Source organism: Nocardia sp. CA-136227, assembly GCF_050955695.1.
Classification (GTDB): Bacteria; Actinomycetota; Actinomycetes; order Mycobacteriales; family Mycobacteriaceae; genus Nocardia.
Genome location: NZ_CP192081.1, coordinates 4,351,325 through 4,376,659, shown reverse-complemented (window position 1 = coordinate 4,376,659; position 25,335 = coordinate 4,351,325). Strand labels below are relative to the sequence as shown.

28 protein-coding genes are annotated in these 25,335 nt (G+C 69.0%); 21 read left to right on the top strand and 7 right to left on the bottom strand.

Annotated features, from left to right (window positions below):
* The first annotated feature begins 252 nt into the window (after positions 1–252).
* Positions 253–378, top strand: coding sequence for a hypothetical protein (locus tag ACQP06_RS20140; RefSeq protein ID WP_433666067.1), 126 nt, complete (start codon positions 253–255; stop codon positions 376–378).
* On the top strand, positions 366–821 hold the full coding sequence (locus tag ACQP06_RS20135; protein ID WP_433666066.1) for a hypothetical protein: 456 nt from the start codon (positions 366–368) through the stop codon (positions 819–821). The genes ACQP06_RS20140 and ACQP06_RS20135 overlap by 13 nt, the downstream gene beginning before the upstream one ends.
* 12 nt (positions 822–833) lie before the next feature.
* Here the strand turns inward: ACQP06_RS20135 and ACQP06_RS20130 are convergent, their stop codons facing one another.
* Both ACQP06_RS20130 and ACQP06_RS20125 read right to left on the bottom strand, forming a co-directional pair.
* Positions 834–1,277, bottom strand: coding sequence for a PIN domain-containing protein (locus ACQP06_RS20130; RefSeq protein ID WP_433666065.1), 444 nt, complete (start codon positions 1,275–1,277; stop codon positions 834–836).
* A complete protein-coding gene (locus ACQP06_RS20125; protein ID WP_433666064.1) occupies positions 1,274–1,489 on the bottom strand; it encodes a type II toxin-antitoxin system VapB family antitoxin in 216 nt (71 codons plus the stop codon). Before ACQP06_RS20125 ends, ACQP06_RS20130 begins: the two co-directional genes overlap by 4 nt.
* A gap of 354 nt (positions 1,490–1,843) precedes the next feature.
* Between ACQP06_RS20125 and ACQP06_RS20120 the strand changes: the two genes are divergently transcribed.
* Complete coding sequence (locus ACQP06_RS20120) at positions 1,844–3,478, top strand: hypothetical protein (RefSeq protein WP_433666063.1); 1,635 nt, start codon at positions 1,844–1,846, stop codon at positions 3,476–3,478.
* A 93-nt stretch (positions 3,479–3,571) separates the two neighbouring features.
* Positions 3,572–3,931 carry an arsenate reductase family protein gene (locus ACQP06_RS20115; RefSeq protein ID WP_433666062.1) on the top strand — a complete coding sequence of 120 codons (360 nt, stop codon included), beginning with the start codon at positions 3,572–3,574 and terminating at the stop codon, positions 3,929–3,931.
* Positions 3,932–4,052: 121 nt separating this feature from the next.
* On the opposite strand, the gene ACQP06_RS20110 is transcribed toward ACQP06_RS20115, so the two are convergent.
* Positions 4,053–4,505: a nitroreductase family deazaflavin-dependent oxidoreductase gene (locus tag ACQP06_RS20110; protein ID WP_433666061.1), complete on the bottom strand. Its 453-nt coding sequence runs from the start codon at positions 4,503–4,505 to the stop codon at positions 4,053–4,055.
* Positions 4,506–4,632: 127 nt separating this feature from the next.
* Here ACQP06_RS20110 and ACQP06_RS20105 point away from each other — a divergent pair, with 127 nt between their 5' ends.
* Positions 4,633–5,322, top strand: a complete 690-nt coding sequence (locus tag ACQP06_RS20105) for a TetR/AcrR family transcriptional regulator (protein ID WP_433666060.1) — start codon at positions 4,633–4,635, stop codon at positions 5,320–5,322.
* A gap of 19 nt (positions 5,323–5,341) precedes the next feature.
* Here the strand turns inward: ACQP06_RS20105 and ACQP06_RS20100 are convergent, their stop codons facing one another.
* A complete protein-coding gene (locus ACQP06_RS20100) occupies positions 5,342–5,689 on the bottom strand; it encodes a DUF4873 domain-containing protein (protein ID WP_433666059.1) in 348 nt (115 codons plus the stop codon).
* Entirely contained in the window at positions 5,686–6,603 is a 918-nt protein-coding gene (locus tag ACQP06_RS20095) for an AurF N-oxygenase family protein (RefSeq protein ID WP_433666058.1), read from the bottom strand. Before ACQP06_RS20095 ends, ACQP06_RS20100 begins: the two co-directional genes overlap by 4 nt.
* 93 nt (positions 6,604–6,696) lie before the next feature.
* On the opposite strand from ACQP06_RS20095, the gene ACQP06_RS20090 reads away from it, so the two are divergent.
* Positions 6,697–7,407, top strand: a complete 711-nt coding sequence (locus tag ACQP06_RS20090) for a TetR/AcrR family transcriptional regulator (RefSeq protein ID WP_433666057.1) — start codon at positions 6,697–6,699, stop codon at positions 7,405–7,407.
* Between the two features lie 23 nt (positions 7,408–7,430).
* Complete coding sequence (locus tag ACQP06_RS20085) at positions 7,431–7,748, top strand: hypothetical protein (RefSeq protein ID WP_379107098.1); 318 nt, start codon at positions 7,431–7,433, stop codon at positions 7,746–7,748.
* On the opposite strand, the gene ACQP06_RS20080 is transcribed toward ACQP06_RS20085, so the two are convergent.
* Complete coding sequence (locus tag ACQP06_RS20080; protein WP_433666056.1) at positions 7,745–8,971, bottom strand: DUF418 domain-containing protein; 1,227 nt, start codon at positions 8,969–8,971, stop codon at positions 7,745–7,747. The genes ACQP06_RS20085 and ACQP06_RS20080 overlap by 4 nt on opposite strands.
* Positions 8,972–9,103: 132 nt before the next feature.
* Between ACQP06_RS20080 and dop the strand changes: the two genes are divergently transcribed.
* The 14 genes from dop (at position 9,104) to ACQP06_RS20010 (ending at position 24,242) form a co-directional block, all read left to right on the top strand.
* Complete coding sequence (gene dop / locus ACQP06_RS20075; protein WP_433666055.1) at positions 9,104–10,603, top strand: depupylase/deamidase Dop; 1,500 nt, start codon at positions 9,104–9,106, stop codon at positions 10,601–10,603.
* 194 nt (positions 10,604–10,797) lie between these two features.
* Entirely contained in the window at positions 10,798–10,992 is a 195-nt protein-coding gene (locus ACQP06_RS20070; RefSeq protein ID WP_033089305.1) for a ubiquitin-like protein Pup, read from the top strand.
* Positions 10,989–11,849, top strand: a complete 861-nt coding sequence (gene prcB, locus ACQP06_RS20065) for a proteasome subunit beta (RefSeq protein WP_357085445.1) — start codon at positions 10,989–10,991, stop codon at positions 11,847–11,849. The genes ACQP06_RS20070 and prcB overlap by 4 nt, the downstream gene beginning before the upstream one ends.
* The gene (prcA, locus tag ACQP06_RS20060; protein ID WP_433666054.1) at positions 11,846–12,616 is read left to right on the top strand and encodes a proteasome subunit alpha; all 771 of its coding nucleotides are present in this window, start codon (positions 11,846–11,848) and stop codon (positions 12,614–12,616) included. The genes prcB and prcA overlap by 4 nt, the downstream gene beginning before the upstream one ends.
* Before the next feature lie 201 nt (positions 12,617–12,817).
* Positions 12,818–14,176 carry a Pup--protein ligase gene (gene pafA, locus ACQP06_RS20055; RefSeq protein WP_357085449.1) on the top strand — a complete coding sequence of 453 codons (1,359 nt, stop codon included), beginning with the start codon at positions 12,818–12,820 and terminating at the stop codon, positions 14,174–14,176.
* A 133-nt stretch (positions 14,177–14,309) separates the two neighbouring features.
* Positions 14,310–15,302, top strand: a complete 993-nt coding sequence (locus ACQP06_RS20050; protein ID WP_433666053.1) for a helix-turn-helix transcriptional regulator — start codon at positions 14,310–14,312, stop codon at positions 15,300–15,302.
* A gap of 122 nt (positions 15,303–15,424) precedes the next feature.
* Positions 15,425–16,417 carry a helix-turn-helix transcriptional regulator gene (locus ACQP06_RS20045; protein ID WP_433673376.1) on the top strand — a complete coding sequence of 331 codons (993 nt, stop codon included), beginning with the start codon at positions 15,425–15,427 and terminating at the stop codon, positions 16,415–16,417.
* On the top strand, positions 16,414–17,445 hold the full coding sequence (locus tag ACQP06_RS20040; protein ID WP_433666052.1) for a 2-dehydropantoate 2-reductase: 1,032 nt from the start codon (positions 16,414–16,416) through the stop codon (positions 17,443–17,445). Before ACQP06_RS20045 ends, ACQP06_RS20040 begins: the two co-directional genes overlap by 4 nt.
* A gap of 64 nt (positions 17,446–17,509) precedes the next feature.
* Complete coding sequence (gene tatA, locus ACQP06_RS20035; protein ID WP_357085454.1) at positions 17,510–17,782, top strand: Sec-independent protein translocase subunit TatA; 273 nt, start codon at positions 17,510–17,512, stop codon at positions 17,780–17,782.
* 122 nt (positions 17,783–17,904) lie between these two features.
* The gene (gene tatC, locus ACQP06_RS20030; protein ID WP_433673375.1) at positions 17,905–18,879 is read left to right on the top strand and encodes a twin-arginine translocase subunit TatC; all 975 of its coding nucleotides are present in this window, start codon (positions 17,905–17,907) and stop codon (positions 18,877–18,879) included.
* Positions 18,880–18,943: 64 nt separating this feature from the next.
* Positions 18,944–20,086, top strand: coding sequence for an RNA-guided endonuclease InsQ/TnpB family protein (locus tag ACQP06_RS20025; protein ID WP_433666051.1), 1,143 nt, complete (start codon positions 18,944–18,946; stop codon positions 20,084–20,086).
* Positions 20,087–20,105: 19 nt separating this feature from the next.
* Positions 20,106–22,859, top strand: coding sequence for a DEAD/DEAH box helicase (locus ACQP06_RS20020; RefSeq protein WP_433666050.1), 2,754 nt, complete (start codon positions 20,106–20,108; stop codon positions 22,857–22,859).
* A gap of 112 nt (positions 22,860–22,971) precedes the next feature.
* Positions 22,972–23,697, top strand: coding sequence for a DUF4333 domain-containing protein (locus ACQP06_RS20015; RefSeq protein WP_433666049.1), 726 nt, complete (start codon positions 22,972–22,974; stop codon positions 23,695–23,697).
* A 137-nt stretch (positions 23,698–23,834) separates the two neighbouring features.
* Positions 23,835–24,242 (top strand): hypothetical protein, encoded by a 408-nt coding sequence (locus ACQP06_RS20010; protein ID WP_433666048.1) that lies wholly within the window; start codon positions 23,835–23,837, stop codon positions 24,240–24,242.
* Between the two features lie 78 nt (positions 24,243–24,320).
* Here the strand turns inward: ACQP06_RS20010 and ACQP06_RS20005 are convergent, their stop codons facing one another.
* Positions 24,321–25,298: a 5'-3' exonuclease gene (locus tag ACQP06_RS20005; protein ID WP_433666047.1), complete on the bottom strand. Its 978-nt coding sequence runs from the start codon at positions 25,296–25,298 to the stop codon at positions 24,321–24,323.
* Positions 25,299–25,335: the final 37 nt, after the last annotated feature.

The following is a 25,335-nucleotide window of genomic DNA, read 5'->3' as shown; positions in this document are numbered from 1 at the left end:
TCGCGCAGGCCGCAGCCCTCGGCCAGCGATTGTGCGCCACCACGGGGGCCTTGCCGCAAGCCCCCCACTGCGCTATATGTTGAAAGGGGAGAGAGATACAGTCCTCCCCGATTCCCCTTCCCGCAGCCGCTACGCGCCGGTCGGCCGTGGTGAACTCTCGCCACCGAGCCTGCTCGCCCGCGCCGGCGGCAACCAGTGCACGCCGTGCCTCGTACCCCCGGGGCCACCCGGTTCCTGTGTCACACTGCGGACATGGCCGTGCGCGAGGATCTGGCGGAATTCCTGAAGTCCCGGCGGGCGCGCGTCGATCCGCGGGACACCGGACTGCCGCCCTCGGGGCCGCGCCGCGTCCCGGACTGCTGCGCATGCTCGACCTGATCGACAAGGCCCCCGCCGCGCTCATCACCGACCTGTTCGACGTGCTCGCCGCGAATCCGCTGGCGCACTACGTCTTCGGCGACCTGATCGGCGACAATATGGCCCGCTCACTGTTCTTCGACCCCGCCGCCCGCGCCTTCTACCTCGACTGGGACGACGTGGCCGCCGCCACCGTCGCCCAGCTGCGCCGCGTCGCGGGCCGCTACCCCGACGACCCCGCCACCACCGCTCTCATCGACGAACTCGCCACCGGCAGCACCGCATTCGCCGCCCTCTGGCGCGCCGGCGACGTCGAACACCGCACCCACGGCGGCAAACGCGTCCGTCACCCCCACTCCGGCGATCTCACCTTCGCCTACGAGAACCTCGAACTGCCCGGCGATCCCCGCCGCCGCATCGTCACCTTCACCCCCGCCTCGGACACCACCCTGCCGGTCCTGTGACGGACCGCGCGGTCACTCCGTGGTTCCGCGCGGAACGATCCACCGGTGTCGCAGGGTCGGGAAGACGTCGGCGATCAGTTCGAAATGCCTGTCGTAGTGCAGAACCGTGGCGTCGTAATGGACCGCGGTCGCCGCGATCAGGACATCCGTCGCCTGGGCGGAACGGCCGTGGCCGTGCGCCCAGAGTTGTTGCCGGATCGTGCGTACCAACCGGTCGATCGCGGGATCCATCGGGAGGAAACGGAACACTCCCGTATAGATCGTGATGATGCGTTCCAGGTCCTGGGCATTGCGGGCGCTGTAGCAGGCCTCGTCCAGCGTGACGGCATTCGAGCACAGGACACCGACGGCGGCGTTCAGGCGGTCGAATGCCGCGCGCACGGCCGGGCGGGTTTGAATTCGGGATACCGCACTGTGATCGGCGAGGTACAGCGCGAGATTTCCGCCGCCGGTCATCGCGGCTGCGGCGGCTCGGCCTCCCCGGTCGGCTCGGCCTCGGGTAGGAAGGGTGCCGAGTCGGCGAACCACGCGATGGCGTCGTGCTGCTGACGTTGCTGGACCAGGAGGCGCAGCGCCGTGCGAACGGTCTCGGTTTTCGTGGCCCCACCGGTGACCTGCCGGGCCTGTTCCATGAGGTCATCCGGAATGTCGATCAGGGTTTTCGTCATGGTCACCTCCACGGGGATATATAAATCGTCCCTGAAGTATATCCGCGCCGGTGCGCGGCGGCTCGCCGATCCGGAATCGCCCAACGAGACGCGCCGAGGGTGGTTGCGGGTTCGTTCGGTGTGTTGTCGTTAGATTGGGGGCAGGACGGATCGGCCGCGACACGAGAGTGGCCCGCAGGGAGGCGGGTTCGTGTCGAGGTGCGGGAATATCGTTGTGACACAACGTGCCACGCGGATGACAACGCGTGGTCATGTGGGGTGGCGTCAAACTATGACCTTGACCTCAGTGACCGCGCGGGGTCGTGGTGCGGTCATACGATCCGGGGCTGACATATGCGGGAAGGCGAGTAGGCCATGGATCGAAATGCGTTCGTCGAGGTGATGAACGAGGCGAGCGGCATGCTGGAGACCGGCCGGGCCGAGGAGGCGCTGGCGCGGTTGTCGGCGTTCGACGACGAGCTGGCCGGGGTCCCCGATCCCAAGGAATACGGCTGGATCGTCTCCTACCGCTTCCGATCCGCCTTCGCCGCGGGCGATTACGCCCAGGCCCTGCACCTGGCCGAACACGGCCCGGCCCGCTACCCGGCCGACATCCCGCCGGCCACCCTCGCCACCATGTACTCCATGGCCGTCGAGGCAGCCACCCAGCAGGACCTGCCCGACAGCGCCGTCCTCATGGCCGACCGTTGCATCGACCTGCGCCGCGCCCACGGCGAACACGCCGAAGTACTGATGGCGGCCATGACCGCCTGCACCCTGCTCGGCGACATCGAAAGACACGACCTGGCAAGTAGATATGCGCAACTGCTGATCACCGAGGGTGTCGGCCACGACGACTACCGCGGCTACGGGTACTACGCGCTGTGCGCCGCCATCGAACAGGGCGTCGGCGGACACCTGATCGACACCCTGCGGGCCGGGCGCGAATGGCTCGAGACCCAGGACAACGAATTCGCCCGGGTGGCACTGGAATATCTGCAGACCGCCCCCGCCCTGCGCGACCCGCTCGCCATCGACCTCGGCCTCGCGGACCCGCTCCGCAACGGCGCGCCGCTGATCGAGCCCGGCGCCATACTGCCCGAACCGGGCGCACCCTTCCCGGAATCGAACGCACTGTTCCCCGAACCGGGCGCACTGTTCCCGGATCCGAGTGCACTGTTCCCCGAACCCGGCCCGGCTTTCCCCGAACCCGGCTCGGCACAGCCTGATCAGGCGTTCTCGCCGCTGGAACCCGCTGGCGCGCAGCTCGAACCCGGTGCGCCGGGAGCCGATTTCGGTGCCGCGCAGTCCGGCCCGGTGCCCGGCCTGCCGCCGCTCGACCCGGCCGCCGGGCTCGACGCCATGGCGACCCAGTACCTGCGGGTCGGCGACGGCGCGCCGCAGCTCGCCGCCGGCCCGGCGCAGCCGCCCGCCGAGCAGCTCGCCGGCGGTGCGACCGCCGACGCGCTGATGGACGCCAACCGCCCGGGGATCGCCGCCTCCGCCTACCGGGCGCTGATCGACGACGCCGTCGGCACCGGGCGGCCGGACCCGCTCATCATGGGCAAGGCCACCCTGGGCCTGCTCACCGCGCTCATCTTCGACAATCGGGTCGGCGAGGCGCATTCGGTGTGGATCGACGAGCAGGGGCCCACCTACCTGGGCATCTGGTCGCTCGAGAACGGCCAGACCTCGGTGCACGACGCCATCGCCTACAACCTGGTGGCCGCGTTCCTGCACTCGCTGAGCACCGGCGACCCGAACGCCGCCAACCACGCGGTCGACAGCCTCATGACCCGAAACGTGGAGTGGGCCTACGAGAACGACCGCCAGGTCGTCCCCGCCATGATCGGCAGCTGGCGGCGGCACCTGCTCGAGATCCACGGCGGCGAACCCGCTCCCGAATACCGCTGGCAGCTGACCCAGGCCGAACAGCGCTGGGGCGCGCCGATTCCCGACGGTGGTCTGTACTGGATGCGCCCCTACCGCTGGGTCGTCGACTGGCTCTGACCGTCGGGTCGCCCGGCGCCTGAGCGTGCCGGTCGGTACGTCCTGACCGTGCCGGTGACCGGGGGAGTCGGCGCCGCGGCCTAGGCTGGCGGCATGGCGACCGAAATCTGGCACAACCCGCAGTGCTCCAAGAGCCGCACGGCCAAAGCGGTGCTCGAGGAAACCGGCTCGGACTACGTCGAGCGCCGCTACCTCGACAATCCGCCCTCGGCCGACGAAATCCGCGCCGCGCTGACCAAACTCGGCCTCGAACCGTGGGACATCACCCGCACCGCCGAGGCCCAGGCCAAGGAACTCGGCGTCGCCTCCTGGGGGCGCACCCCCGCCGACCGCGACCGCTGGATCGAAGCCCTGGCCACCCACCCCCGCCTCATCCAGCGCCCCATCGTCTTCACCGCCGACGGCCGCGCCTTCGTCGCCCGCGACGACGAAACCCTCGACGAACTGCGCTGACGGCCCACCAGCCCGCACCGATCCGGAGCCCGTGATCGGCGCGCGCGGATTCGCATCGGGACAGCGAAACGCCCCGGCAAGGCAGCGGCCTTGCCGGGGCGTTTCGTATCGGGGTGACCGGTCAGTTCAGGACGAAGACAGGGAATCCCGGTGCGATATCGGCCAATTGGGCGTCGGTGGCGTCCTTGGTGACGCCCTCGAAGAAGCGGCCGACCTCCCAGCCCCAGCGGTCGAGGTAGGCGCGCAGGACGGGGATCTTGTCGGCGTCGGGGAGTTCGATGGCGGTGAAGGCCTCGGACTTGCGGCCCAGGCGCAGTTCGCCGGTCTTCGCGACGCGCAGGTTGCGGACCCACTGGGTGTGGCCGCGCGGGGCGACCAGGTAGCGGGTGCCGTCGACGGTCAGGAGATTGACCATGGTGGTGCGCCATTCGCCGGACTTGCGGCCGCGCACCGCCAGCAGCCGCGAGCCCGCGACGCTGATGCCGAGCTTGGGGAGCATGTTGAAGAAGCGGTTCATGTAGGGGTCGAGACCGGTCGGGCCGATGTAGCGGGTGGCGGCGGTGTGGGCGTCCATGGGATCTTCCTTCACTCTACGAGAGCGGTGCTCTCTGTTGTGATCAGTGTGCATGCACGCCTCACGGAATGTCAAGAGCGGCGCTCTCGAAATATTCTGGTGATCCGAAACGTGGCACACTATCGGGATGAGCGTCCCCCGAACCGCCCGCGCCCGGGCCAGAGCCGAGATCACCCGCGAGATCACCGACGCCGCGCGCCGGCAGCTCGCCGAATCCGGCGCCCCCGCGCTGTCGCTGCGGGCCATCGCCCGCGAACTGGGCATGGTGTCCTCGGCGCTGTACCGCTACTTCCCCAGTCGCGACGACCTGCTGACCACGCTCATCATCGAGGCGTACGACAGCATCGCGGACGCGGTCGAGAACGCGGTCGCGGCCGCGGACACGCCCCGAGCGCAATGGCGGGGGATCTCGCACGCGGTGCGCGACTGGGCCAAGGCCCACCCGCACGAATACGCCCTGGTCTACGGTTCGCCGGTGCCCGGATACCGGGCCCCGGAATCCACGGTCGGCCCTGCCTCCAGGGTGCCGGTGGCCGCGCTGGGCGTGGTCAACCGGGCGTGGAAGTCGGCCAGTCTCACGCTGCCCGAGGGTCCCGTCGATCCGGTGCTGGCCGCCCAGTCCGCAGGCATCGCCGAGCAGGTCGCGCCCGGCCTGCCCGAGGTCGCGGTCGTCCGCGCGGTCATGGCGTGGACGCAGCTCTACGGCACGGTCACCTTCGAACTGTTCGGCCAGCTCGACAACAGCATGGACCCGGCCGGACCGTTCTTCGCCTACTCCGTCGAGGCCATGGCCGACTTCATCGGCCTGACCCGCTAGAGAGTCGAACAGTGTTGCGCTACAACGTGAACGGCGGCGCGCCGATCCCGGCGATGCGCAGATTGCCCCACGGATCGCGCTCCTGGAGGACGCCGGGCGCCGGCGCCCGGCCCGGGACGGTCAGGAAGACCTGACCCCGCCCGGGTTCAGGGAGCGCCGCGCCGTTGTCGGCGGAAACCCGCCCGTACCAATGGAACTGGCCGTCGGTCGGATCCAGATGCCCGGTCAGCGCGACCCGCACCGCGACCTCGATGCCCGGCGCGTCCAGGAGCGCCGGACCCGAATAGTCCGCCGCCGGTTCGGGTTCGGTGAAGTCGTCCGGCTCGGCCGCAGGCCGGGGATCGCGGCGGCCCCGCCGGAATCTCACAGCAGCCCCCGGCGCCGCCACACGCGCTTCCCGATCGGCCCCATCAGGCCCTGTTTGTCCAGGAACGCACCGAGATTCGCCGCACCCAACCCGAGCGCGCGCCGCGAATGCGGGTTGGCGCGGGCCATCCGGCGCGCCGCCCGCCCGTCCTCGATGCCCGCGCGGGCGTACATGTGCCAGTTGGTCATCAGATGCACGAACAGGGGAGCGGCCACCGCGACGCGCAGTCGCGTGTAATGCATTTCGGTCTTCGACATCCCCGGCACCCGGTGTGCCAGGGCGTCGCGCGCGAACCCGATGTGCCGCGCCTCCTCGGTGACGTGGATGCGCATGGCCCGCGCCACCAGCGGCTGCAACTGCGGATCGTCGAGGGTGCGGCGCTGCAGCGCGTCGAAGATCTCCTCGCCGACCAGCGCCCCCACCCACACCATGGATCCGCGCAGCACCTGCTGCAATGCGCTGATGATCCAGCGCTCGAACCGGTTGGGCCAGTAGGGCCGCGCCTCGATGCGGTCGATGAGCTTGCCGAACATCATCATGTGCCGGCATTCGTCGCCCATCTCGGTGAGCGTGTAGTGCGCGTGCCGTGAGGTCGGGTCACCGGCCATGAGCTCGCGCAGCAGCAGGCGATTGAGCAGGTTCTCGAACCAGATGCCGACCGAGAGCACATTGGCGAGTTCCTGGCGGGAGAGTTCGCGGCGCTGCTCGGGGGTCATGGCGTCCCAGAGTGGGGTGCCGTAGAGGGAGACGACCTCGGGTGGCAGGAAGAGCTTGTCCGGATCCAGCGGGGCGTCCCAGTCCAGATCGACGACGGGGTCGTAGGACTTCTTCACCGATCCGGCCAGCAAACGCTGGGCGAAGGATTCGCGCCCGGAGGGGCCGCGCGCAGGCGTGGAGACCGCGTTGTCGCCCATGACAGCTCCCGACTATTACTGATACAGGCTGTTACACTCAGATTAGTGGTACAGGCTGTCACGGTCAATGCGGAGGTGGGTATCGTGAGGCGCGTGACCGGGACCCGACGCAGCAAACCCGCGCCGCCGGGCGCCGACGGCCGCAGTACGCGCTGGGATGATCACAAGGCCCGCCGCCGCGTCGAGATGCTCGACGCCGCGCTGGCCGTGATCGAGGAGCACGGCACCGAGATCTCCGTCCAGCAGATCGCCGACCGCCTGTCGGTCCCGCGCCCGGTCGTCTACCGGCACTTCGACGGCCGCACCGACCTCGACGAAGCCATCCGCCGCCACATCCTCGACGGCCTCACCGCCGAACTCATGCCGCGCCTGCACCCCGACGGCACCGTCCGCGACCTCGTGCGCGGAGCCGTCGGCACCTACGTCGGCTGGGTGGAACGCCATCCGCACCTGCACCGCTTCCTCACCGCCGCCGACCCGCACGGCGAATCCTCCACCGCGCTGGCCGGGGCCCGCGACCGCATCGGCGGGCGGCTCGCGGACCTGTTCGCCGACGCCCTGCACCGTTTCGGCATCGACCGGAACCGGGCCCGCCCCATGGCCTTCGGCACGGTCGGCTTCGTCGACGGCGTGGTCAACAGCTGGCGCGCGGCTCCCGGGCTGTCCTCGGAGCACATCGAGGGCATCCTCACCGAATCGGTGCTGTCGCTGCTCGAGGGCAATGCCCGTAGTCTGGACGTGCCGCTGACCCGCGACACCGTCGTCGCCGACCTGCTCTCGCGTACCGAGGCGGCGCGGGCGTGACGTCGATCGATCCGAGGACTCCGATGGCTGCACGCACTCTCGCCCGCCTGGCCGTGTTCACCGGAATCGCCGGGGCCGCACTGGCTCCGGCCGCGTCCGCCGGCGCCGACGCCGAACTTCCCGCCGGACTGCACTGCGACGTCCTGGACTGCCGCAACGACACCGACACCGAATACGTGGTCTCCGGCTACATGCAGTGCGAGTACCACGACTCGGACGGCGGCGGCTCCTCCGGCAGCGAGCAGTTCGTCGATTTCGTGCCGGCGCATTCGCTCTACCGGCTCTCCTCCTGCATCGACGGCCAGGCGCCCTACCTGCGCTCCATCGACGAGGTCGACTAGCCCCGCACCCCGCCGGTCAGGGCCAGATAACTGCGATTCCACAGCCACTCGACCGGCCCACGCTCGAAGCGCCGCAGCCAGAAGTGGGCGAAGGTCAGCATGAGCGCGCACACCAGCACGTAGATCCCCACCGTGAACGGCACCCGGGCGTTCGCCGACACCAGGCTCGCCAGGCCCAGACCCCAGCCGTAGCACAGGAATCCCGCCACCAGGTTCTGGAGGATGTAGCAGCTCAACGCCATTCGCCCGACCTCGCCGAAGCGGCGGCCCACCCAGCCCGGCCGGGGCCGATGCGCGTACACCTCGGCGACCAGGGCCAGCAGGCCCAGCGAGACCACCGGTGCGGTGCCGTAGCGGGCCAGCAGGATCAGATCGCCGCCGATCAGGCCCAGCGTCAGGTCGACGGGGGCGGCGATGCCGAACCCGATCAGCATGAGCCGCTTGCGGATTCGCGCGCCGCCCGGCTCGAAGATCCCGGCCCGGAACAGGCGCGCGCCCAGCAGGAACAGGGCGATGGACATCGGGAAGATGAGCAGCGGTTCGAGCCGGAACACCAGCAGGTGCTCCCACCGGAACGCCACCAGATCCCAGAACGAGCCATCCGCGTACGGATTCGGATCCAGCGCCTGGCGCGGGCCGGAATCATCGGGCGATCCGACCGCGATCGCCACCGCGAACAGCGACAACAGCGTGATGTGCACGCTCGCCTGCGCGATGAGCCAGCGCCGCTGCGCCTTCGGACCGGTGGCCAGGATGAACGCCACCACCAGGCCGGTGACCGCGTACCCCATCAGCACGTCGAACTCGGCGACCAGGAAGAAGTTCAGCATGCCGTCGAGGAACAGCAGCCCCGCCCGCACCGGATAGCTGCCCGGCCAGGTGCGCCCACTCCGCGCCGCCGATCGCTGCTGGATAGCCAGCCCGATGCCGAACATGATGGTCAGCAGCCCCAGGAACTTGCCCTGCGCGAGTTGTTGCAGGAATCGCTCGATCCACAGCCACGCCCCGTGCGGCTCGTCGCTGCGCGCGATGTAGCCGAGCAGCCCTTCGGCATTGGTGAAGATCCAGACATTGGTGCCCAGGGTGCCCAGGATCGCGATGCCGCGCAGCACGTCGAGGGCGGCCACCCGGCTCGAAACAGGTTGGGCGGGTGCGGGATCGGTGTCGTCGGCGACGGTGGTGACCGGGTGCGGCGGGCGGGGGAGGGGAGCCGATTCGACCATGCAGGTGATTGTGCCGTCGCGCCGGTCCCGGGCGGATCGCCCGCGAGGACGATCCGGCGTACGACTCGCGAATGAGAACGACCCGGACAGTCCGGCCGCGTCGGGGCCCGCCTTTCGCCTAGGCTCGAAGCCATGCAGCGCATCATCGGAATCGAGGTCGAGTACGGCATTTCGACGCCGACCGAGCCGTCAGCCAACCCGATTCTCACCTCCACCCAGGCGGTGCTGGCCTACGCCGCGGCCGAGGGCGTGCCGCGCGCCAAGCGCACACGCTGGGATTACGAGGTGGAATCGCCGCTGCGCGACGCGCGCGGTTTCGATCTCGGCAGGCTCAACGGGCCCGCGCCGGTGATCGACGCCGACGAGGTCGGGGCGGCCAATATGATCCTCACCAACGGGGCCCGCCTCTACGTCGACCACGCCCACCCGGAGTACTCCGCGCCCGAGGTCACCGACCCCCTCGACGCCGTGATCTGGGACAAGGCCGGTGAACGGGTCATGGAGGCCGCCGCCCGCTACGCCTCCAGCGTGCCGGGCGCGGCCCGCATGCAGCTGTACAAGAACAATGTGGACGGCAAGGGCGCCTCCTACGGCACCCACGAGAACTACCTGATGAGCCGGGAGACCCCGTTCAATCAGATCATCGTGGGCCTGACCCCGTTCTTCGCCTCCCGGCAGGTGGTGTGCGGTTCCGGGCGGGTGGGCATCGGCCAGTCCGGTGACACCCCCGGTTTCCAGTTGTCCCAGCGCGCGGACTACATCGAGGTCGAGGTCGGTCTCGAGACCACCCTCAAGCGCGGCATCATCAACACCCGCGACGAGCCGCACGCCGACGCCGACAAGTACCGCCGCCTGCACGTCATCATCGGCGACGCCAACCTGGCCGAATGGTCCACCTACCTCAAGGTGGGCACCGCCTCGCTGGTGCTGGACCTGATCGAGGCCGGTGAGGACTTCTCGGATCTGCAGCTGGCCCGCCCGGTCACCGCCGTGCACACCATCAGCCACGACCCGACTCTGCGTGCCACCGTAGCCCTTTCCGACGGCCGCGAGCTGACCGGCCTTGCGCTGCAACGCATCTACCTCGACCGGGTCGAGAAGTTCATGGACCGCACCGGAAACGACGACGCGCGGGTGCTGGACGTCATCGAGAAGTGGGCCCACGTGCTGGACCTGCTCGAGCGCGACCCGCTCGAATGCGCCGACCTGCTGGACTGGTGCGCCAAGCTGCGCCTGCTCGAGGGCATGCGCTCGCGCGAGGGCCTGTCCTGGGCCGCCCCCAAGCTGCACCTGGTCGACCTGCAGTACTCCGACGTGCGCCTGGACAAGGGCCTCTACAACCGCCTGGTGGCGCGCGGCTCCATGCAGCGGCTGGTCACCGAGCAGCAGGTCACCGACGCCATGACCAACCCGCCCACCGACACCCGCGCCTACTTCCGCGGCGAGTGCCTGCGCCGGTTCGGCGCGGATATCGCGGCGGCCAGCTGGGATTCGGTGATCTTCGACCTGGGCGGCGACTCGCTGGTGCGGATCCCCACCCTGGAACCGCGTCGCGGCACCAAGTCCCACGTCGGCAAACTCCTGGACGGCGTGCACACCGCCTCGGAACTGGTGCGCCAGCTGACCCACTAGGCCCACGTGAGAGGGGTGCGGGAACTGAACCCCGTACCCCTTTTTCGTGTCCGCGACATGGCGGCGGAGAGATCGCGGGGACAGCACAATGACGTTTAATCCGGCATGTTGTCCCCGCTGGTGGGTACTGTTGACGGCACGAGCATCGGGTCTTCTCCGGTGCTCGCCGATGATCACAGAGGAGGTCGGCTGCTATGGCACAAGAGCAGACCAAGCGCGCCGGTGGCGGCGACGAGGACGAGGGCCCGGTCGGCGACGGTGGGGCGGGACAGGAGCGTCGCGAGAAGCTGGCGGAGGAAACCGACGACCTGCTCGACGAGATCGACGACGTGCTCGAGGAGAACGCGGAGGACTTCGTCCGCGCATATGTGCAGAAGGGCGGCCAGTGACCCAAGGTGACCCCCTGCGGCTCCAGTTGGGGTTCGCCCAATCCTCTTTCTCCGAGTACCTGCGTTTACACGCTCCGGAACTGTTGCCCGGCAACGGAATCGGATCCGGCGGCACGCACCCGAATCCGGGCGTGCCGTCGGATATCGCTCCGCACGGCACCACCATCGTCGCGGTCAGCTACCGCGGCGGTGTGCTGATCGCGGGCGACCGCCGCGCCACCCAGGGCAACCTGCTGGCCCAGCGTGACATCGAGAAGGTGTACATCACCGACACCTACTCCGCGGCCGGCATCGCCGGTACCGCGGGGATGGCGATCGAGATGATCCGCCTGTTCGCGGTGGAGCTCGAGTACTACGAGAAGATCGAGGGCGTTCCCCTCACCTTCGCCGGCAAGGCCAACAAGCTGTCGAAGATGGTGCGCGACAACCTCCCCGCCGCCCTGCAGGGGCTGGCGGTGGTCCCGCTGCTGGTCGGCTTCGACCCGGACGCGCAGGACCCGGACAAGTCCGGGCGGATCGTGTCCTACGACGTGGTCGGCGGGCGCAGCGAGGAGCGGTTCGGGTACACCGCGGTGGGGTCTGGTTCCCTGTTCGCCAAGTCATCGCTGAAGAAGACCTACGCGCGCGGCCTCGACCAGGACCGGGCGCTGCGGATCGCGATCGAATCGCTCTTCGACGCCGCCGACGACGACACCGCCACCGGCGGTCCGGACACCATGCGCAATATCTACCCGACGGCCATCGTCATCGACTCCGAGGGCACCGTGGAGGTCACCGACGAGCGCCTGAAGGAGATCACCCGGGCGATGGTGGAAGAGCGGGCCGCGCTGGCGGCAGAGGGGATCGGCGAAGCATGACACTGCCGTATTACGCGTCGGCCGAACAGATCATGCGCGACAAGACCGAGCTCGCGCGCAAGGGCATCGCGCGCGGCCGCTCGGTCATCGTGCTGGTCTACGACAAGGGCGTGGTGTTCGTGGCCGAGAACCCCTCGGCCACCCTCCACAAGATCAGTGAGCTCTACGACCGGGTCGGTTTCGCCGCGGTCGGCAAGTACAACGAGTTCGAGGCGCTGCGCCGCGGGGGCATCCTGCAGGCCGACCTGCGCGGTTACCAGTTCGATCGCCGCGACGTGACCGGGCGGTTCCTGGCCAACCTGTACGCCCAGAGCCTGGGCACCATCTTCACCGACCAGCTCAAGCCCTACGAGGTGGAGATCTGCGTCGCCGAAGTGGGCTTCCCCGAGCAGGACACGAACTCGGTGCTGTATCGGATCAACTTCGACGGATCCATCGTCGACGAACGAGAATTCGTGGTGATGGGCGGCAACACCGACCCCATCACCACCGCCCTCAAGGCTTCCTACAAGCCGGGCATGGACCTGCATTCGGCCATCACCACGGCGGTGGCCGCGCTGCAGAAGGCCGTGCCCGAGGGCGACAAGGACAAGCAGCGCACCGTGGGCGTCTCCTCCCTGGAGGTGGCAACCCTCGAGCAGTCCCGGCCGCGGCGGGCGTTCCGCCGGGTCCAGGGCTCCGCGCTGTCGGAGCTGATCACCGGCAAGGCGCCGAACGCGAAGGCGGCCGCCGAAGCCGACAAGCCGTCGGGCGGGGACCCGTCCTAAGGCCCCGGCGACGCCCGCAAATCCCGCTATTCGGGATAAGGCTCCTTTGCACTCTCAATAGCAGAGTGCAAAGGAGCCTTGCTTTTTCGCAGGGTAGAGCGCGTGCCGCGTTGCACCCCGTGCTAAATCGTTGTGAATACGTTTGCATCAGTGCTCCGACAAGGCCGTTACCGGGCACTATTCCGCTGTAATGTCGATAGGGTGCAGCGACGAATCATGGGGATCGAGACCGAATTCGGGGTGACGTGCACGTTCCACGGTCACCGTCGGTTGAGTCCTGACGAGGTGGCCCGGTACTTGTTCCGCCGGGTAGTTTCCTGGGGCCGTAGCTCGAACGTGTTCCTTCGTAATGGTGCCCGGCTCTACCTCGATGTCGGTTCCCATCCGGAGTACGCCACGGCCGAATGTGACAGCCTGGTGCAGTTGGTCACTCATGACCGCGCCGGCGAGCGGGTCCTGGAGGATCTGCTCATAGACGCCGAGCAGCGGCTCGCGGAGGAGGGTATCGGCGGCGATATCTACCTGTTCAAGAACAACACCGACTCCGCGGGCAACTCCTACGGCTGCCACGAGAACTTCCTCGTGGTCCGGGCCGGGGAGTTCTCGAGGATCTCCGACGTGCTGTTGCCGTTCCTGGTTACCCGGCAGTTGATCTGCGGGGCCGGGAAGGTGCTCCAGACGCCGAAGGCGGCGACGTTCTGCCTGTCGCAGCGGGCCGAGCACATCTGGGAGGGGGTGTCGTCGGCGACCACGCGGTCGCGGCCGATCATCAACACCCGCGACGAGCCGCACGCCGACGCCGAGAAGTACCGCCGCCTGCACGTGATCGTGGGCGACTCGAACATGGCCGAACCGACGACCATGCTGAAGGTCGGCACGGCGTCGCTGGTGCTGGAGATGATCGAGGCGGGCGTCGCGTTCCGAGACTTCGCTCTGGACAACCCGATTCGCGCCATTCGCGAGGTGTCGCACGATCTCACCGGTCGTCGGCCCGTGCGGCTGGCGGGCGGGCGGCAGGCGTCGGCGCTCGAGATCCAGCGCGAGTACTACGCCCGGGCCGTCGAGCACCTGCGCAACCGTGACCGCGATCCGCAGGTCGACGCGGTAGTGGATCTGTGGGGCCGCACCCTCGACGCGGTCGAGGCGCAGGACTTCGCCAAGGTCGACACCGAGATCGACTGGGTGATCAAGCGCAAGCTGTTCCAGCGCTACCAGGACCGCTACAACATGGAGCTGTCCGATCCCAAGATCGCCCAGCTGGATCTGGCCTACCACGACATCAAGCGCGGCCGCGGGGTCTTCGACCTGCTCGCCCGCAAGGGTCTGGCCAAGCGGATCACCGAGGACGACGCGGTCGACGCGGCGGTCACCACGCCGCCGCAGACCACCCGGGCCAAGCTGCGCGGCGATTTCATCACCGCCGCGCAGGAGGCGGGCCGCGACTTCACCGTCGACTGGGTCCACCTCAAGCTCAATGACCAGGCACAACGGACGGTGCTCTGCAAGGACCCGTTCCGCTCGGTCGACGAGCGCGTGGACCGGCTCATCGCCTCGATGTAAGGACCGGGAACGGGCCGCGAACCGAGGGTTCGCGGCCCGTTCCGCGTCCGGACCCGGCAGGATCGGGGTCGATAGGGGAAAAACGCGACCGCCCATGCGTCACCTCGGCGACACTCCCATTACTCTCTACGGGGTGGCGATATCCAAGGTCGAGCGGTTGATGAATCTGGTTATCGCGCTGCTGTCCACCCGGCAGTTCCTGACCGCGGAGCGGATCCGGGAGTCGGTCGCCGGGTACGAGGAGTCCGCGAGCGACGAGGCCTTCAGCCGGATGTTCGAGCGCGACAAGAACGAGCTGCGCGATCTGGGCATACCCCTCGAGATCGGACCGGTGAGCCGGTTGTCGAGTGTCGAGGGCTACCGCATCAACCGGGATGCCTATGAGCTCCCGGACATCGATCTGACCAGCGAGGAAGCGGCCGCGGTCGCGGTGGCCGTGCAGTTGTGGGAGTCGCCGGAGCTGGCGGCGGCCGCCGAGGGCGGTCTGCTCAAGCTGCGCGCGGCCGGTATTCACGTGGAGCCCGACGCCGGGGTGTCGGCGGTGCCCGCGGTGCCGGCCCGGACGCGCGGCTCGGAGCCGGTGCTCGGCAAGCTGCTCGCCGCGATCGATGCCGGACGGTCGGTGCGGTTCAAACACCGGCAGTCGCACGGGGATCCGGTCGAACGCGATGTCCAGCCCTGGGGTGTGGTGACCCACCACGGCCGCTGGTACCTGGTCGCGCACGACAATGTGCGCGCCGCGCAGCGGGTGTTCCGCATCTCCCGCATCGACGAGGACGTCACCGAGTACGGACCGGCCAATGCCGTGCACAAGCCCGAGGACCTGGACCTGCGTACCGTGGTCGCCGAGGTCACCGCGCAGTCGCCGATCACCGGATCGGCCACGGTGTGGGTGGCCCAGGGCCGTGGCCAGGAGATCCGCCGCCTCGGACCGGTCATGGAGGACCGGGTGCTGGGCGGGCGGCCCGGCTCGATCGTGGAGGTGCCGATCCGGTCGCGGGACTGGCTGGCTCGGCTCATCACCGGACTCGGCGCGGACGCGCTGGTGCTCGCGCCGGAGGACCTGCGCGACAACGTGATCGCGCGCCTGAAGTCGGTGCTGGAGCGGACGGAGGTGACGGCGTGAGTGCGGACGCGTCGCGGAAACGCCGGGGAGACAGCGTGATCGACACTGCCCGCAAGGGTGACGGCGCTCGGGCGTCGGAGGGGGCCAAGGACCGGCGGGGGAGCGCGGCGGCGAGCAGCCGCCTGTCGACCCGGCTGGCCCGGCTGCTCAATATGATTCCGTACTTCCAGGCCAACCCGGGCATCGGTGCGGCGGAGGCGGCGGCCGAACTCGGCGTCACCACCAAGCAGTTGATGACCGATCTGAACCAGCTGTGGATGTGCGGTCTGCCCGGTTACGGGCCCGGTGACCTGATCGACCTGTCGTTCTCCGAGGAGAGCATCGAGGTCACCTTCAGCGCGGGCATCGACCGTCCGCTGCGGCTGACCTCGCTGGAGGCGACCGCGCTGCTGGTGGCGCTGCGCTCGATCGCGGATCTGCCCGGCATGGTGGATCCGAGCGCCGCGCACGCGGCCACCGCGAAGATCGAATCGGCCATCTCCGGACGGGAATTCGCGGGCCCGGAGCTACCCGCGCCGGTGGAAGCGCCCGCCGTGGCGACCGTCCGGTCCGCCGTCGAGCACGACCACGCGCTGCGCCTGGTCTACTACTCGGCCAGCCGCGATGTGGTGTCCGAGCGCGTCGTGGATCCGATCCGAATCGTGCTGGTGGACAACAACAGTTACCTGCAGGCGTGGTGCCGGCAAGCCGAGGGCGTGCGCCTGTTCCGCCTCGACCGGATCGAGGAGGCCACCGAGCTCGACGAGCCCGCGCGCCCGCCGGCCGAGGCCGCCCTCGACGAGTCCGCGGCGCTGGACCTGTTCGTCGACGATCCCGCGGTCCCGCTGGCACGCTTGCTGATTCGCCCCGACTACGCGTGGGTGCTCGAGCAGTACCCGATGCACAAGGTCACCACCCACCCCGACGGCAGCCTCGAGGCCACCATGCGCTTCGCCACCCTGGACTGGATGGCGCGACTGTTGCTCGGCTTCGGCGCGGGCGTCACCGTCCTCGGCCCCGCCGAACTGGTGACCGCGGTGCGCGAGCGGTCCAGTTCGGCGCTGGCCGCCTACGCCGGACTCGACGACACCGGGCTCGGGAATCGCGCCGGGCTCGAGGAGGTCGGTCCCGCTTGAGTTTCCGGGTGACGGTGCTCGGCGCGGGCAGCATCGGGTGTTATGTGGGTGGGCGGCTGGCCGCGGCGGGCGCCGAGGTGACCTTCGTGGGCCGCCCGCGCGTCCTCGACGAGCTGAACACGCACGGCCTGCGGCTCACCGACCTCGACGGCAAGAACGTCACCGTCGAGCCGACCGCGTTCCGGACGGCCACCGAGCCCACCGACGAGGCCGATCTGGTGCTGATCACCGTCAAGTCCGCGGGCACCGCCACCGCCGCCGCCGAACTGGCCGGGGTGCTCGCGCCCGGCACCGTCGTGCTCAGCCTGCAGAACGGCATCGGCAACGACGCGGTCATCCGCGAGATCCTGCCCACCTGCGTGGTGCTGCCCGGCATGGTGATGTTCAACGTGGTCCACCGTGGCGAGGGCCGCTTCCACCGCGGCACCGCGGGCACCGTCGACATCGCCGACGATCCGGTGCTGACCCGGTTCACCGGCGTCTTCGCCCGCTCGGGTCTGGGCTTCAAACGCCACGCCGACCTGCTGTCCATCCAATGGGCCAAGCTGCTGCTCAACCTGAACAACCCGATCAACGCGCTGTCGGGTCGTCCGCTGCGCGAGGAGCTCGGGTCCCGCGACTACCGGCGCTGCCTGGCCCTGGCCCAGCGCGAGGCGCTGGCCGCCATGGCCGCCGCCCGGATCCGCCCGGCCCGGCTCACCCCGCTGCCGCCGGAGCTGATGGCGCGGCTGCTGACCGCCCCCGACGGCGTCTTCCGCCGGGTTGCCGGACGTGTGCTGGCCATCGATCCGGTGGCCCGCTCGTCCATGGCCGACGACCTGGCCGCCGGGCGCGCCACCGAAATCCCTTGGCTGTGCGGAGAAATCGTCAGCCTCGGTGCCATGGTAGGAATACCCACACCGGTGAACCAGAAGCTGATAGAACTCGTGACAGCCGCGGAGAACGGCGACCGGCGCACCTGGTCGGGAGCCGAATTGCTGGCACAACTCGAGGGCGCCGCGGGTGACGACGCGGCGAACGAGGGTTGACAACGAGGTTCGCGGTATGCGGGTCCGGTAGCATCGGACTCACCAAGTCTTTGGAGGTAATGGAATGACAGGCGCCATCAGCCCGTGGCACTTGCTGATCGTTGTGCTGATCTTCTTGCTGTTCTTCGGCTCGAAGCGCATGCCGGACGCGGCCCGCAGCCTGGGTCGCTCGATGCGCATCTTCAAGACCGAGGTCAGCCAGATGCAGAACGAGGGCAAGACGGGCGAGGCCGCTCCCGAGGCCCAGGCCCAGCCGGTGCAGCCGCCGGCGCAGCTGCCGCCCGCCCAGCCGGTGCAGCAGCCCGCGGCACAGCCGAACGACCAGCAGAAGGCCTGAATCGGCCACCGTCCGGGATGAGCGCGGGCTCATCCCGGATGTGGTGTTGTCCGGGTCCGGGGGCGCACCCGCGCCCACGTCTTCTGTGGCCGTAAGGCGGAGGCAGTCACACTCACATGCGTATTCGCATCCCGTTCGATCCTCGGCGCAGCAAGCGCCGCACGAACCCCGACGGCACCATGTCCCTGGTGGAGCACCTCTCGGAGCTCCGCAAACGCCTGCTCATCGCACTGGCGTGGGTCGCCATCGGCACCCTGTTCGGGTTCTTCTGGTACTCGCACACCCTGTTCGGGATCGAGAGCCTCGGTGAGATCCTGCGCGGCCCCTACTGTGCGCTCCCGGCCTCCTCGCGGGCCAATCTCAGCTCCGACGGCGCCTGCCGACTGCTGGCGACCGCGCCGTTCGAGCAGTTCACGCTGCGCTTGAAGGTCGGCACCACCGCCGGCGTGGTGGTGGCCAGCCCGTTCTGGCTGTACCAGCTGTGGGCGTTCATCACCCCGGGCCTGTACGCCAAGGAACGCAAGTACGCGATCGCGTTCGTGGCGGCCGGCGCGTCGCTGTTCATCGCGGGCGCGGTGCTGGCCTACTGGGTGGTCGCGCACGCGCTCAGCTTCCTGATGACCATCGGCAACAATGTCCAGATCACGGCGCTGTCGGGTTCGCAGTACTTCAGCTTCATCATCAAGCTGCTGGTGATCTTCGGCGTCAGCTTCGAAACGCCTTTGCTCATCGTGGGTTTGAACTTCCTCGGGGTGCTCACCTACGAGCGGCTCACCAAGTGGCGGCGCGGGCTGATCTTCGGATTGTTCGTGTTCGCGGCCATCGTGACCCCGCAGGACCCGATCTCCATGCTGGCGCTGGCGTTCGCGCTGACCGTGCTGTTCGAGATCGCGGTGCAGGTCGCGCGGATCAACGACAAGCGCAAGGCCCGCAACGCGCAGGCCTGGGACAAGCTGGCCGACGACGAGGCCTCCCCGCTCGACACCGCGCCCGGCGGCGTGGACGCGGCGACCCCGGTGCCCGGGGCCGAGCCGGTCAGCGCCACACCGGTGGAGAAAACCACGGGAGTCGTGTCGGATTACTCCGATACCCTCTGACGCGTGACCGAGGGATGTAGCGCGCGTCGATCTCGTGACATGCAAGCGCGCTATCATGTCACTCATGGGGAATCGGGGAGTCAAGCGGGCGTACAGATATCGCTTCTATCCGACCTCGGAACAAGCCGAGCAGTTGTCGAGAACGTTCGGTTGCGTCCGCTACGTGTACAACCGGGCGTTGGCGGAACGCTCTCGCGCGTGGACGCTGGAGCAGCGGCGTGTGTCGTACGCGGAGTCGGACAAGATGCTCACCGGGTGGAAGCGCGACCCCGGAACAGAGTGGCTGGTGGAGCCTTCCAAGGGTCCGTTGCAGGCGGCACTGCGGAATCTTCAGGGTGCGTTCGACAAGTTCTGGCGCAAGCAATCCGGCTACCCGAAGTTCAAGAAGAAGGGGAGGTCTACGGACTCGGCCACCTACTTCTCGAACTGCTTCAGCTATCGCGACGGCCGGATCAAGCTGGCGAAACAGTCGGAGCCGCTGAACATCCGCTGGTCTCGCCCCTTGCCCGAGGGTGCGGCGCCGTCACAGGTGACGGTGAGTCGCGACGGTGCGGGTCGCTACCATATCTCGATCCTGGTGGAGGACTTGGTCCGCGAGCACACGCCGACGGATGTGACAGTCGGAATCGATGCGGGCATTTCGTCGCTGTACACGTTCTCGACGGGGGAGAAGGTATCCAATCCTCGACACGAGAAGCGGGACCGTGCTCGGTTGGCGAAGGCGCAGCGGGTGCTGGCGAAGAAGCAGCCGGGCTCCAACAATCGCGCGAAGGCGCGATCGAACGTCGCTCGCATCCATGCTCGGATCGCGGACCGGCGGCGGGATCATCTGCACAAACTTTCGACTCGTGTGGTGCGCGAAAACCAAGTGATCGCCATCGAGGATCTGAGTGTGCGGAACCTGGTTCGGAATCGTTCACTGGCGCGAGCGATCTCGGACGCGTCATGGTCCCAGTTCCGGTCGATGGTGGAGTACAAGGCGGACTGGTACGGCCGCACCGTTGTGGCGATCGACCGGTTCTATCCGTCGAGCAAAACCTGCTCGGCGTGTGGCCGTATCGTCGATCGCTTGCCACTCGGTGTTCGCGAATGGAGATGCCCGTGCGGTGCGGTCCACGACCGGGATGTGAATGCCGCCAAGAACATACAGGCCGCCGGGCTGGCGGTCTTGGCCTGCGGAGATGGTGTGAGACCGCCCCGCAGCTGATGCGGGAAGGCAACCGTCGATGAAACAGGAAAGCACCCCCGCGAGGGCGGAAGTCCCGGTCTTCGAGGGCCGGGGGGAAGTCAAATCAAGGTCGCTCACTGGCGAACTGGCGGCATTCACCGCCGAACTGAAATTCGAGCTCGATCCGTTCCAGCGGCAGTCGTGCGCGGCGCTCGAGGGCGGGCACAGTGTGCTCGTCTGCGCGCCCACCGGCGCCGGCAAGACGGTGGTCGGCGAGTTCGCGGTACACCTGGCCCTGGCCTCGGGCGGCAAATGCTTCTACACGACGCCCATCAAGGCGCTGTCGAACCAGAAGTTCGCCGACCTCACCGCCCGCTACGGGCGCGACGAGGTCGGTTTGCTGACCGGTGACCAGTCCATCAATCCGGACGCCTCGGTGGTGGTGATGACCACCGAGGTGCTGCGCAACATGCTCTACGCGGGATCGGATGCGCTGCGCGGGCTTTCCTACGTCGTCATGGACGAGGTGCACTACCTGGCCGACCGCTTCCGCGGCGCGGTGTGGGAAGAGGTCATCCTGCACCTGCCGCCCGAGGTGCGCCTGGTCAGCCTGTCCGCCACGGTCTCCAACGCCGAGGAGTTCGGTGCCTGGATGGAGACCGTGCGCGGCGACACCGCGGTCATCGTCGACGAGACCCGGCCGGTGCCGCTGTGGCAGCACGTCATGGTCGGCAAGCGCATGTTCGACCTGTTCGACCCCAAGTCCAGCGACGCCAAGGTGGTCGTGGACCAGGATCTGCAGCGCTACATCAAGCACCGCGAAGCCGTTGACCGGATGGACAATTGGGGTGTGCCCGGGCGCGGTCGCGGCGGGCCGCGGCGCTCGTTCCGGCCCATGCCGCGCCCCGAGGTGATCGCCCGGCTCGACGACGAGGGGCTGCTGCCCGCCATCACCTTCATCTTCAGCCGCGCGGGATGCGATGGGGCACTGGCCCAGTGCGTGCGCTCGCGCCTGGACCTCTCCCGCGAGGACGATCGCGCGGTGGTCGACGAGATCATCGAGAAGCACACCGGGGACCTGCCCAAGAGCGACCTCGAGGTGCTCGGCTACTGGGAGTGGCGCGAGGCGCTGCACCGCGGCTTCGCCGCGCATCACGCGGGCATGCTGCCCGCCTTCCGGCACACCGTCGAGGACCTGTTCGTGCGCGGACTGGTGCGCGCGGTGTTCGCCACGGAGACACTGGCACTGGGCATCAACATGCCCGCGCGCACGGTGGTGCTGGAACGCCTGGTCAAGTTCAACGGCGAGAGCCACGCCGAACTGACGCCGGGGGAGTACACGCAGCTCACCGGGCGCGCGGGGCGGCGCGGCATCGACGTCGAGGGTCACGCGGTGGTGCTGTGGCAGCCCGAGGTCGATACCAGCGCGGTCGCGGGTCTGGCCTCGACGCGCACCTATCCGCTGCGGTCGTCGTTCCGGCCGGGCTACAACATGTCGATCAATCTGGTCGATCGTATGGGCGCGGTGGAATCGCGTGCGCTGCTGGAGCGTTCCTTCGCCCAGTTCCAGGCGGACCGGTCGGTCGTGGGCCTGGTGCGGGGCATCGAACGCAACGAGGCGCAGCTGCGCAAGCTGCGCTCGCAGCTCGGGGACGAGAGCTTCTTCGAATACATCCAGCTGCGCGAACGCGTCCGGGACCGGGAACGGAACCTGGAACGGCAGGGCCGCACCGACCGGCGGCAGGCCGCGGTGTCGTCGCTGACCGCGCTGCGGCGCGGCGACGTGGTGGCGATTCCGTCGGGCCGCCGGCAGGGGCTGGCGGTGATCCTGGAACCCGATGCGACACCGGGTGATCCGCGTCCGCTGGTGCTCACCGAGGACAAGTGGGCCGGTCGCGTCTCGGCCGCCGACTTCCCGACCCCGGCCGAATCGCTGGGCCGGCTGCGGCTGCCCAAGCACGTGGACCACCGCACCGCGCGGGTCCGCCGCGACCTGGCCTCGGCGCTGCGCAGCACCGGCATCACCATGCCGCGCCGCCCCCGCACCGCCGGCAAGTCCAAGGCCGCCGACGACCGCGACCTGCAGACCCTGCGGCGAGCGCTGCGCAACCATCCGGCACACTCGCGGCCGGATCGAGAGCAGTTGGCGCGCATCGGGGAACGCTACAACCGCCTCGAACGCGAGACCGAGCACCTGCGCCAGCAGGTGGCGGCCACCACCAACTCCCTCGCGCGCACCTTCGACCGCATCCTCGGGCTGCTCGAGGAACGCGGCTACGTCGAGAACGGCGAGGTCACCCAGGACGGGCGGCGGCTGGCCCGGATCTACGCCGAGGCGGATCTGGTTGTCGCGGAAAGCCTTCGGCAGGGGCTGTGGCGCGGGCTCGGCCCGGCCGAGCTGGCCGCGGTGGTGTCGATCCTGGTGTACGAGTCCCGGCAGGAGGGCGGCTACCTGGGGGCGTCCGGGCCCACCGCGCCCATCCGGCGGGCCGTGGACGCCACCATCGGGGTGTGGTCGCAGCTGCGCTCCGACGAGTCCCGGCACCGGCTGCAGCCCACCCGGGAACCCGACCTCGGTTTCGTCACGGGCGTCTACACCTGGGCGCGCGGCGACGACCTCGCCGACGCCCTGCTCGCCAGCGGGGATCGCGGAAACGCGCTCTCCGCGGGCGATTTCGTGCGCTGGTGCCGCCAGGTCATCGACCTGCTCGACCAGATTCACAGCACCGCCGACGACGTCGAGGTGGCGGCGACGGCCAGCAAGGCGGTGCGCGCCATCCGCCGGGGTGTCGTAGCCGTGGACGCGGCGTAGTAGATACGACTGTGCTTTGATTCTTGGATGTACCGACCGCAGCGGGAGCATGCGCGTGTTCCCGCTCGGGGGGCTAGCGTGAGTACAACGGATTGCTATTGGAGGCAAGCAGATGAGCGGCCCGTACGGACCGAATGACGCCCCGGCGGGGGGCAACAACGATCCGACCCTGCAGTGGAGCGGACAGCAGCCCGCGCCCGGCGCCGGACCGACTCAGCAGTGGGGCGGTCAGCAGCCGGCCCAGCCGACCGCGCAGTGGGGCGATCCGTCTCAGCAGCAGCCCGGCCAGCAGCCGTGGGGCCAGTCCCAGCCGCAGCAGCCCGCCCAGCCCTGGGGGCAGTCGCAGCCGCAGCAGCCGGCCCAGCAGTGGGGGCAGAGCCAGCCGCAGTGGCAGCAGCCGCAGGGTGATCAGCAGTGGGGGCAGTCGCAGCCCCAGTGGCCGCAGCAGGGTCAGCCCGGCCAGCAGGACTGGAACCAGCAGGCCGGGCAGCAGTGGCCGCAGCCCGGTCAGCAGGCGCCCGCGGGCAAGAAGAAGACCGGTGTGATCATCGGCGTGGTGGCCGCGGTCGTCGTGGTGCTGGCCGCGGTCGGCGGCGGTCTGGCCTGGCTGCTGAGCAAGGACCAGCTCGACAACAGCGCCGTGCAGTCCGGGGTGCAGAAGGTCCTCAAGGACACCTACGGCATCGACGACGTGCAGGACGTGAAGTGCCCGTCGGGGCAGAAGGTCGAGGTCGACAAGACCTTCGATTGCACGCTCAAGGTGGGTGGCGAGAGCAAGAAGGTCACCATCAAGATCACCAAGGATGACGGCACCTACGAGGTCGGCCGCCCGAACTGATTTTCGGGGCAAAGTCGTTGGGCCCGGGCGCGATTGGGATCGCGGCCGGGCCTATTTGTTTGCCAGGGGTTGTCTGACCGCGCTCGGCGGGTAATGTGGGCCGAAATTCTTTCGGTTGATCGTGATCGGGGGGCGTTATGAACTCGACTTTTCGAACCATCGGCTGGACCGCCACCGCGGCTGTCGTCGCGAGTGTGGGCCTGGCATCCACGCCGTTCGCGGGGGCGGACGGACCCGCCCCGGTCGTGAACGACTGCATCACCAACCACACCGTGGAGAAACCCGGCGGCATGCTGCTCGCCTGCGGTGACGGCGGGCTCAGCGTCCGCGACATCACCTGGAGCAGTTGGGGTCCCGACACCGCCGAGGGTGACGGCACCGAATACCGGCGGGTGTGCGAGCCCAGCTGCGCGGCCGGGCACACGGCCAGCGGCGCCACCCACGTGACGCTGCGCAAGGTGCAGGACGGCTACTTCACCGAAGCCGCCATCACCGATCTCGACGGCAAGCCCGAAACCTGGCCGGTAGGACCGATTCGCCGCTGATCGCGGGCGGCTCGACCACGGCCGCCGATCGCACACCAGAGTGGCCCGCTACCGCTGTGTGACAGCGAACGAGTTCGGTCAGGAGGCGGAGCGCTTGGCCATGGCGGTGAGCAGTCGTTTGACCGGGCTCTCGGCGTTGTAGGCGGTGGCCAGCGCGGCCAGTCGCTCCGGATCGGCCGGGGTGAGCGGCAACAGGTCGGGGCCGGAGTATTCGACGGTGGCGTCGCGGACGACCCGGACCACCGGGGCCGCGGCCTTCAGATAGTCATCGGCGGCAACGAGTTTCGCGCGCACACCCTTCGCGAGATCGGAGTCCGGGTCGGCGGCCGCCTCCCGCAGCGCCTCCACCGAGCCGAACCTGGTGATCAGCTGGGCGGCGGACTTGTCGCCGATTCCCGCCACACCCGGCAGGCCGTCGGAGGCGTCGCCGCGCAGCGTCGCCATATCGGCGTACGCGGGACCCGCGATGTCCTCGGGCACACCGTATTTGGCCGACACCTCGGCCGGACCCCACAGCTCGGCCTTCGCCAGGCCGCGCCCGACATAGAACACGCGCACCGGCGGCGTCGGCGTATCGCGGACCAGTTGCAGCAGATCGCGATCGCCGCTGACGACGATCACCTCGTCGACGCCCTCCCGCGTGGCCAGCGTCCCGATGACGTCGTCGGCTTCGAGACCCTCAGCGCCCGCGGTCGCGATCCCCGCGGCCTCGAGCAGCTCCATGATCATGTCGACCTGCGGTGTCAGGGTGTCGGGGACTTCCTCCGCGATCACGCCCGCGACCGGCTCGCCCGCGTCCTCGGCCACCCGGTGCGCCTTGTACGACGGCAGCAGGTCCACCCGGAACCGCGGCCGCCAATCCAGATCCAGGCACACCACCAGCCGGCTCGGGGCGTGCTGCTTGACCAGCGCGGCGATCATGTCGGTGAACCCGCGCAGCGCGTTCACCGGCCGCCCATCGGGCGCGGTGATCTTCTCCGGGATCGCGTAGAACGCCCGGAACCACAGACTGGCCCCATCGAGCAGCAACAGCGGACCGGCGGCAGGGTTGCTCATAGCGCACGACCCTACCGTTCGCCGCCGACAACGCGGG

Coding starts and splice junctions, on each gene's coding strand:
- ACQP06_RS20130 (WP_433666065.1), bottom strand. CDS start 1,277: ATGACCGGCGGCGGAAATCTCGCGCTGTACCTCGCCGATCACAGTGCG.
- ACQP06_RS20070 (WP_033089305.1), top strand. CDS start 10,798: ATGGCACAAGAGCAGACCAAGCGCGCCGGTGGCGGCGACGAGGACGAG.
- ACQP06_RS20020 (WP_433666050.1), top strand. CDS start 20,106: ATGAAACAGGAAAGCACCCCCGCGAGGGCGGAAGTCCCGGTCTTCGAG.
- ACQP06_RS20080 (WP_433666056.1), bottom strand. CDS start 8,971: ATGGTCGAATCGGCTCCCCTCCCCCGCCCGCCGCACCCGGTCACCACC.
- ACQP06_RS20015 (WP_433666049.1), top strand. CDS start 22,972: ATGAGCGGCCCGTACGGACCGAATGACGCCCCGGCGGGGGGCAACAAC.
- dop (WP_433666055.1), top strand. CDS start 9,104: ATGCAGCGCATCATCGGAATCGAGGTCGAGTACGGCATTTCGACGCCG.
- ACQP06_RS20105 (WP_433666060.1), top strand. CDS start 4,633: ATGAGCGTCCCCCGAACCGCCCGCGCCCGGGCCAGAGCCGAGATCACC.
- ACQP06_RS20125 (WP_433666064.1), bottom strand. CDS start 1,489: ATGACGAAAACCCTGATCGACATTCCGGATGACCTCATGGAACAGGCC.
- ACQP06_RS20135 (WP_433666066.1), top strand. CDS start 366: ATGCTCGACCTGATCGACAAGGCCCCCGCCGCGCTCATCACCGACCTG.
- ACQP06_RS20010 (WP_433666048.1), top strand. CDS start 23,835: ATGAACTCGACTTTTCGAACCATCGGCTGGACCGCCACCGCGGCTGTC.
- ACQP06_RS20140 (WP_433666067.1), top strand. CDS start 253: ATGGCCGTGCGCGAGGATCTGGCGGAATTCCTGAAGTCCCGGCGGGCG.
- ACQP06_RS20115 (WP_433666062.1), top strand. CDS start 3,572: ATGGCGACCGAAATCTGGCACAACCCGCAGTGCTCCAAGAGCCGCACG.
- ACQP06_RS20120 (WP_433666063.1), top strand. CDS start 1,844: ATGGATCGAAATGCGTTCGTCGAGGTGATGAACGAGGCGAGCGGCATG.
- ACQP06_RS20110 (WP_433666061.1), bottom strand. CDS start 4,505: ATGGACGCCCACACCGCCGCCACCCGCTACATCGGCCCGACCGGTCTC.
- prcA (WP_433666054.1), top strand. CDS start 11,846: ATGACACTGCCGTATTACGCGTCGGCCGAACAGATCATGCGCGACAAG.
- ACQP06_RS20095 (WP_433666058.1), bottom strand. CDS start 6,603: ATGGGCGACAACGCGGTCTCCACGCCTGCGCGCGGCCCCTCCGGGCGC.
- ACQP06_RS20025 (WP_433666051.1), top strand. CDS start 18,944: ATGGGGAATCGGGGAGTCAAGCGGGCGTACAGATATCGCTTCTATCCG.
- ACQP06_RS20005 (WP_433666047.1), bottom strand. CDS start 25,298: ATGAGCAACCCTGCCGCCGGTCCGCTGTTGCTGCTCGATGGGGCCAGT.
- ACQP06_RS20085 (WP_379107098.1), top strand. CDS start 7,431: ATGGCTGCACGCACTCTCGCCCGCCTGGCCGTGTTCACCGGAATCGCC.
- tatA (WP_357085454.1), top strand. CDS start 17,510: ATGACAGGCGCCATCAGCCCGTGGCACTTGCTGATCGTTGTGCTGATC.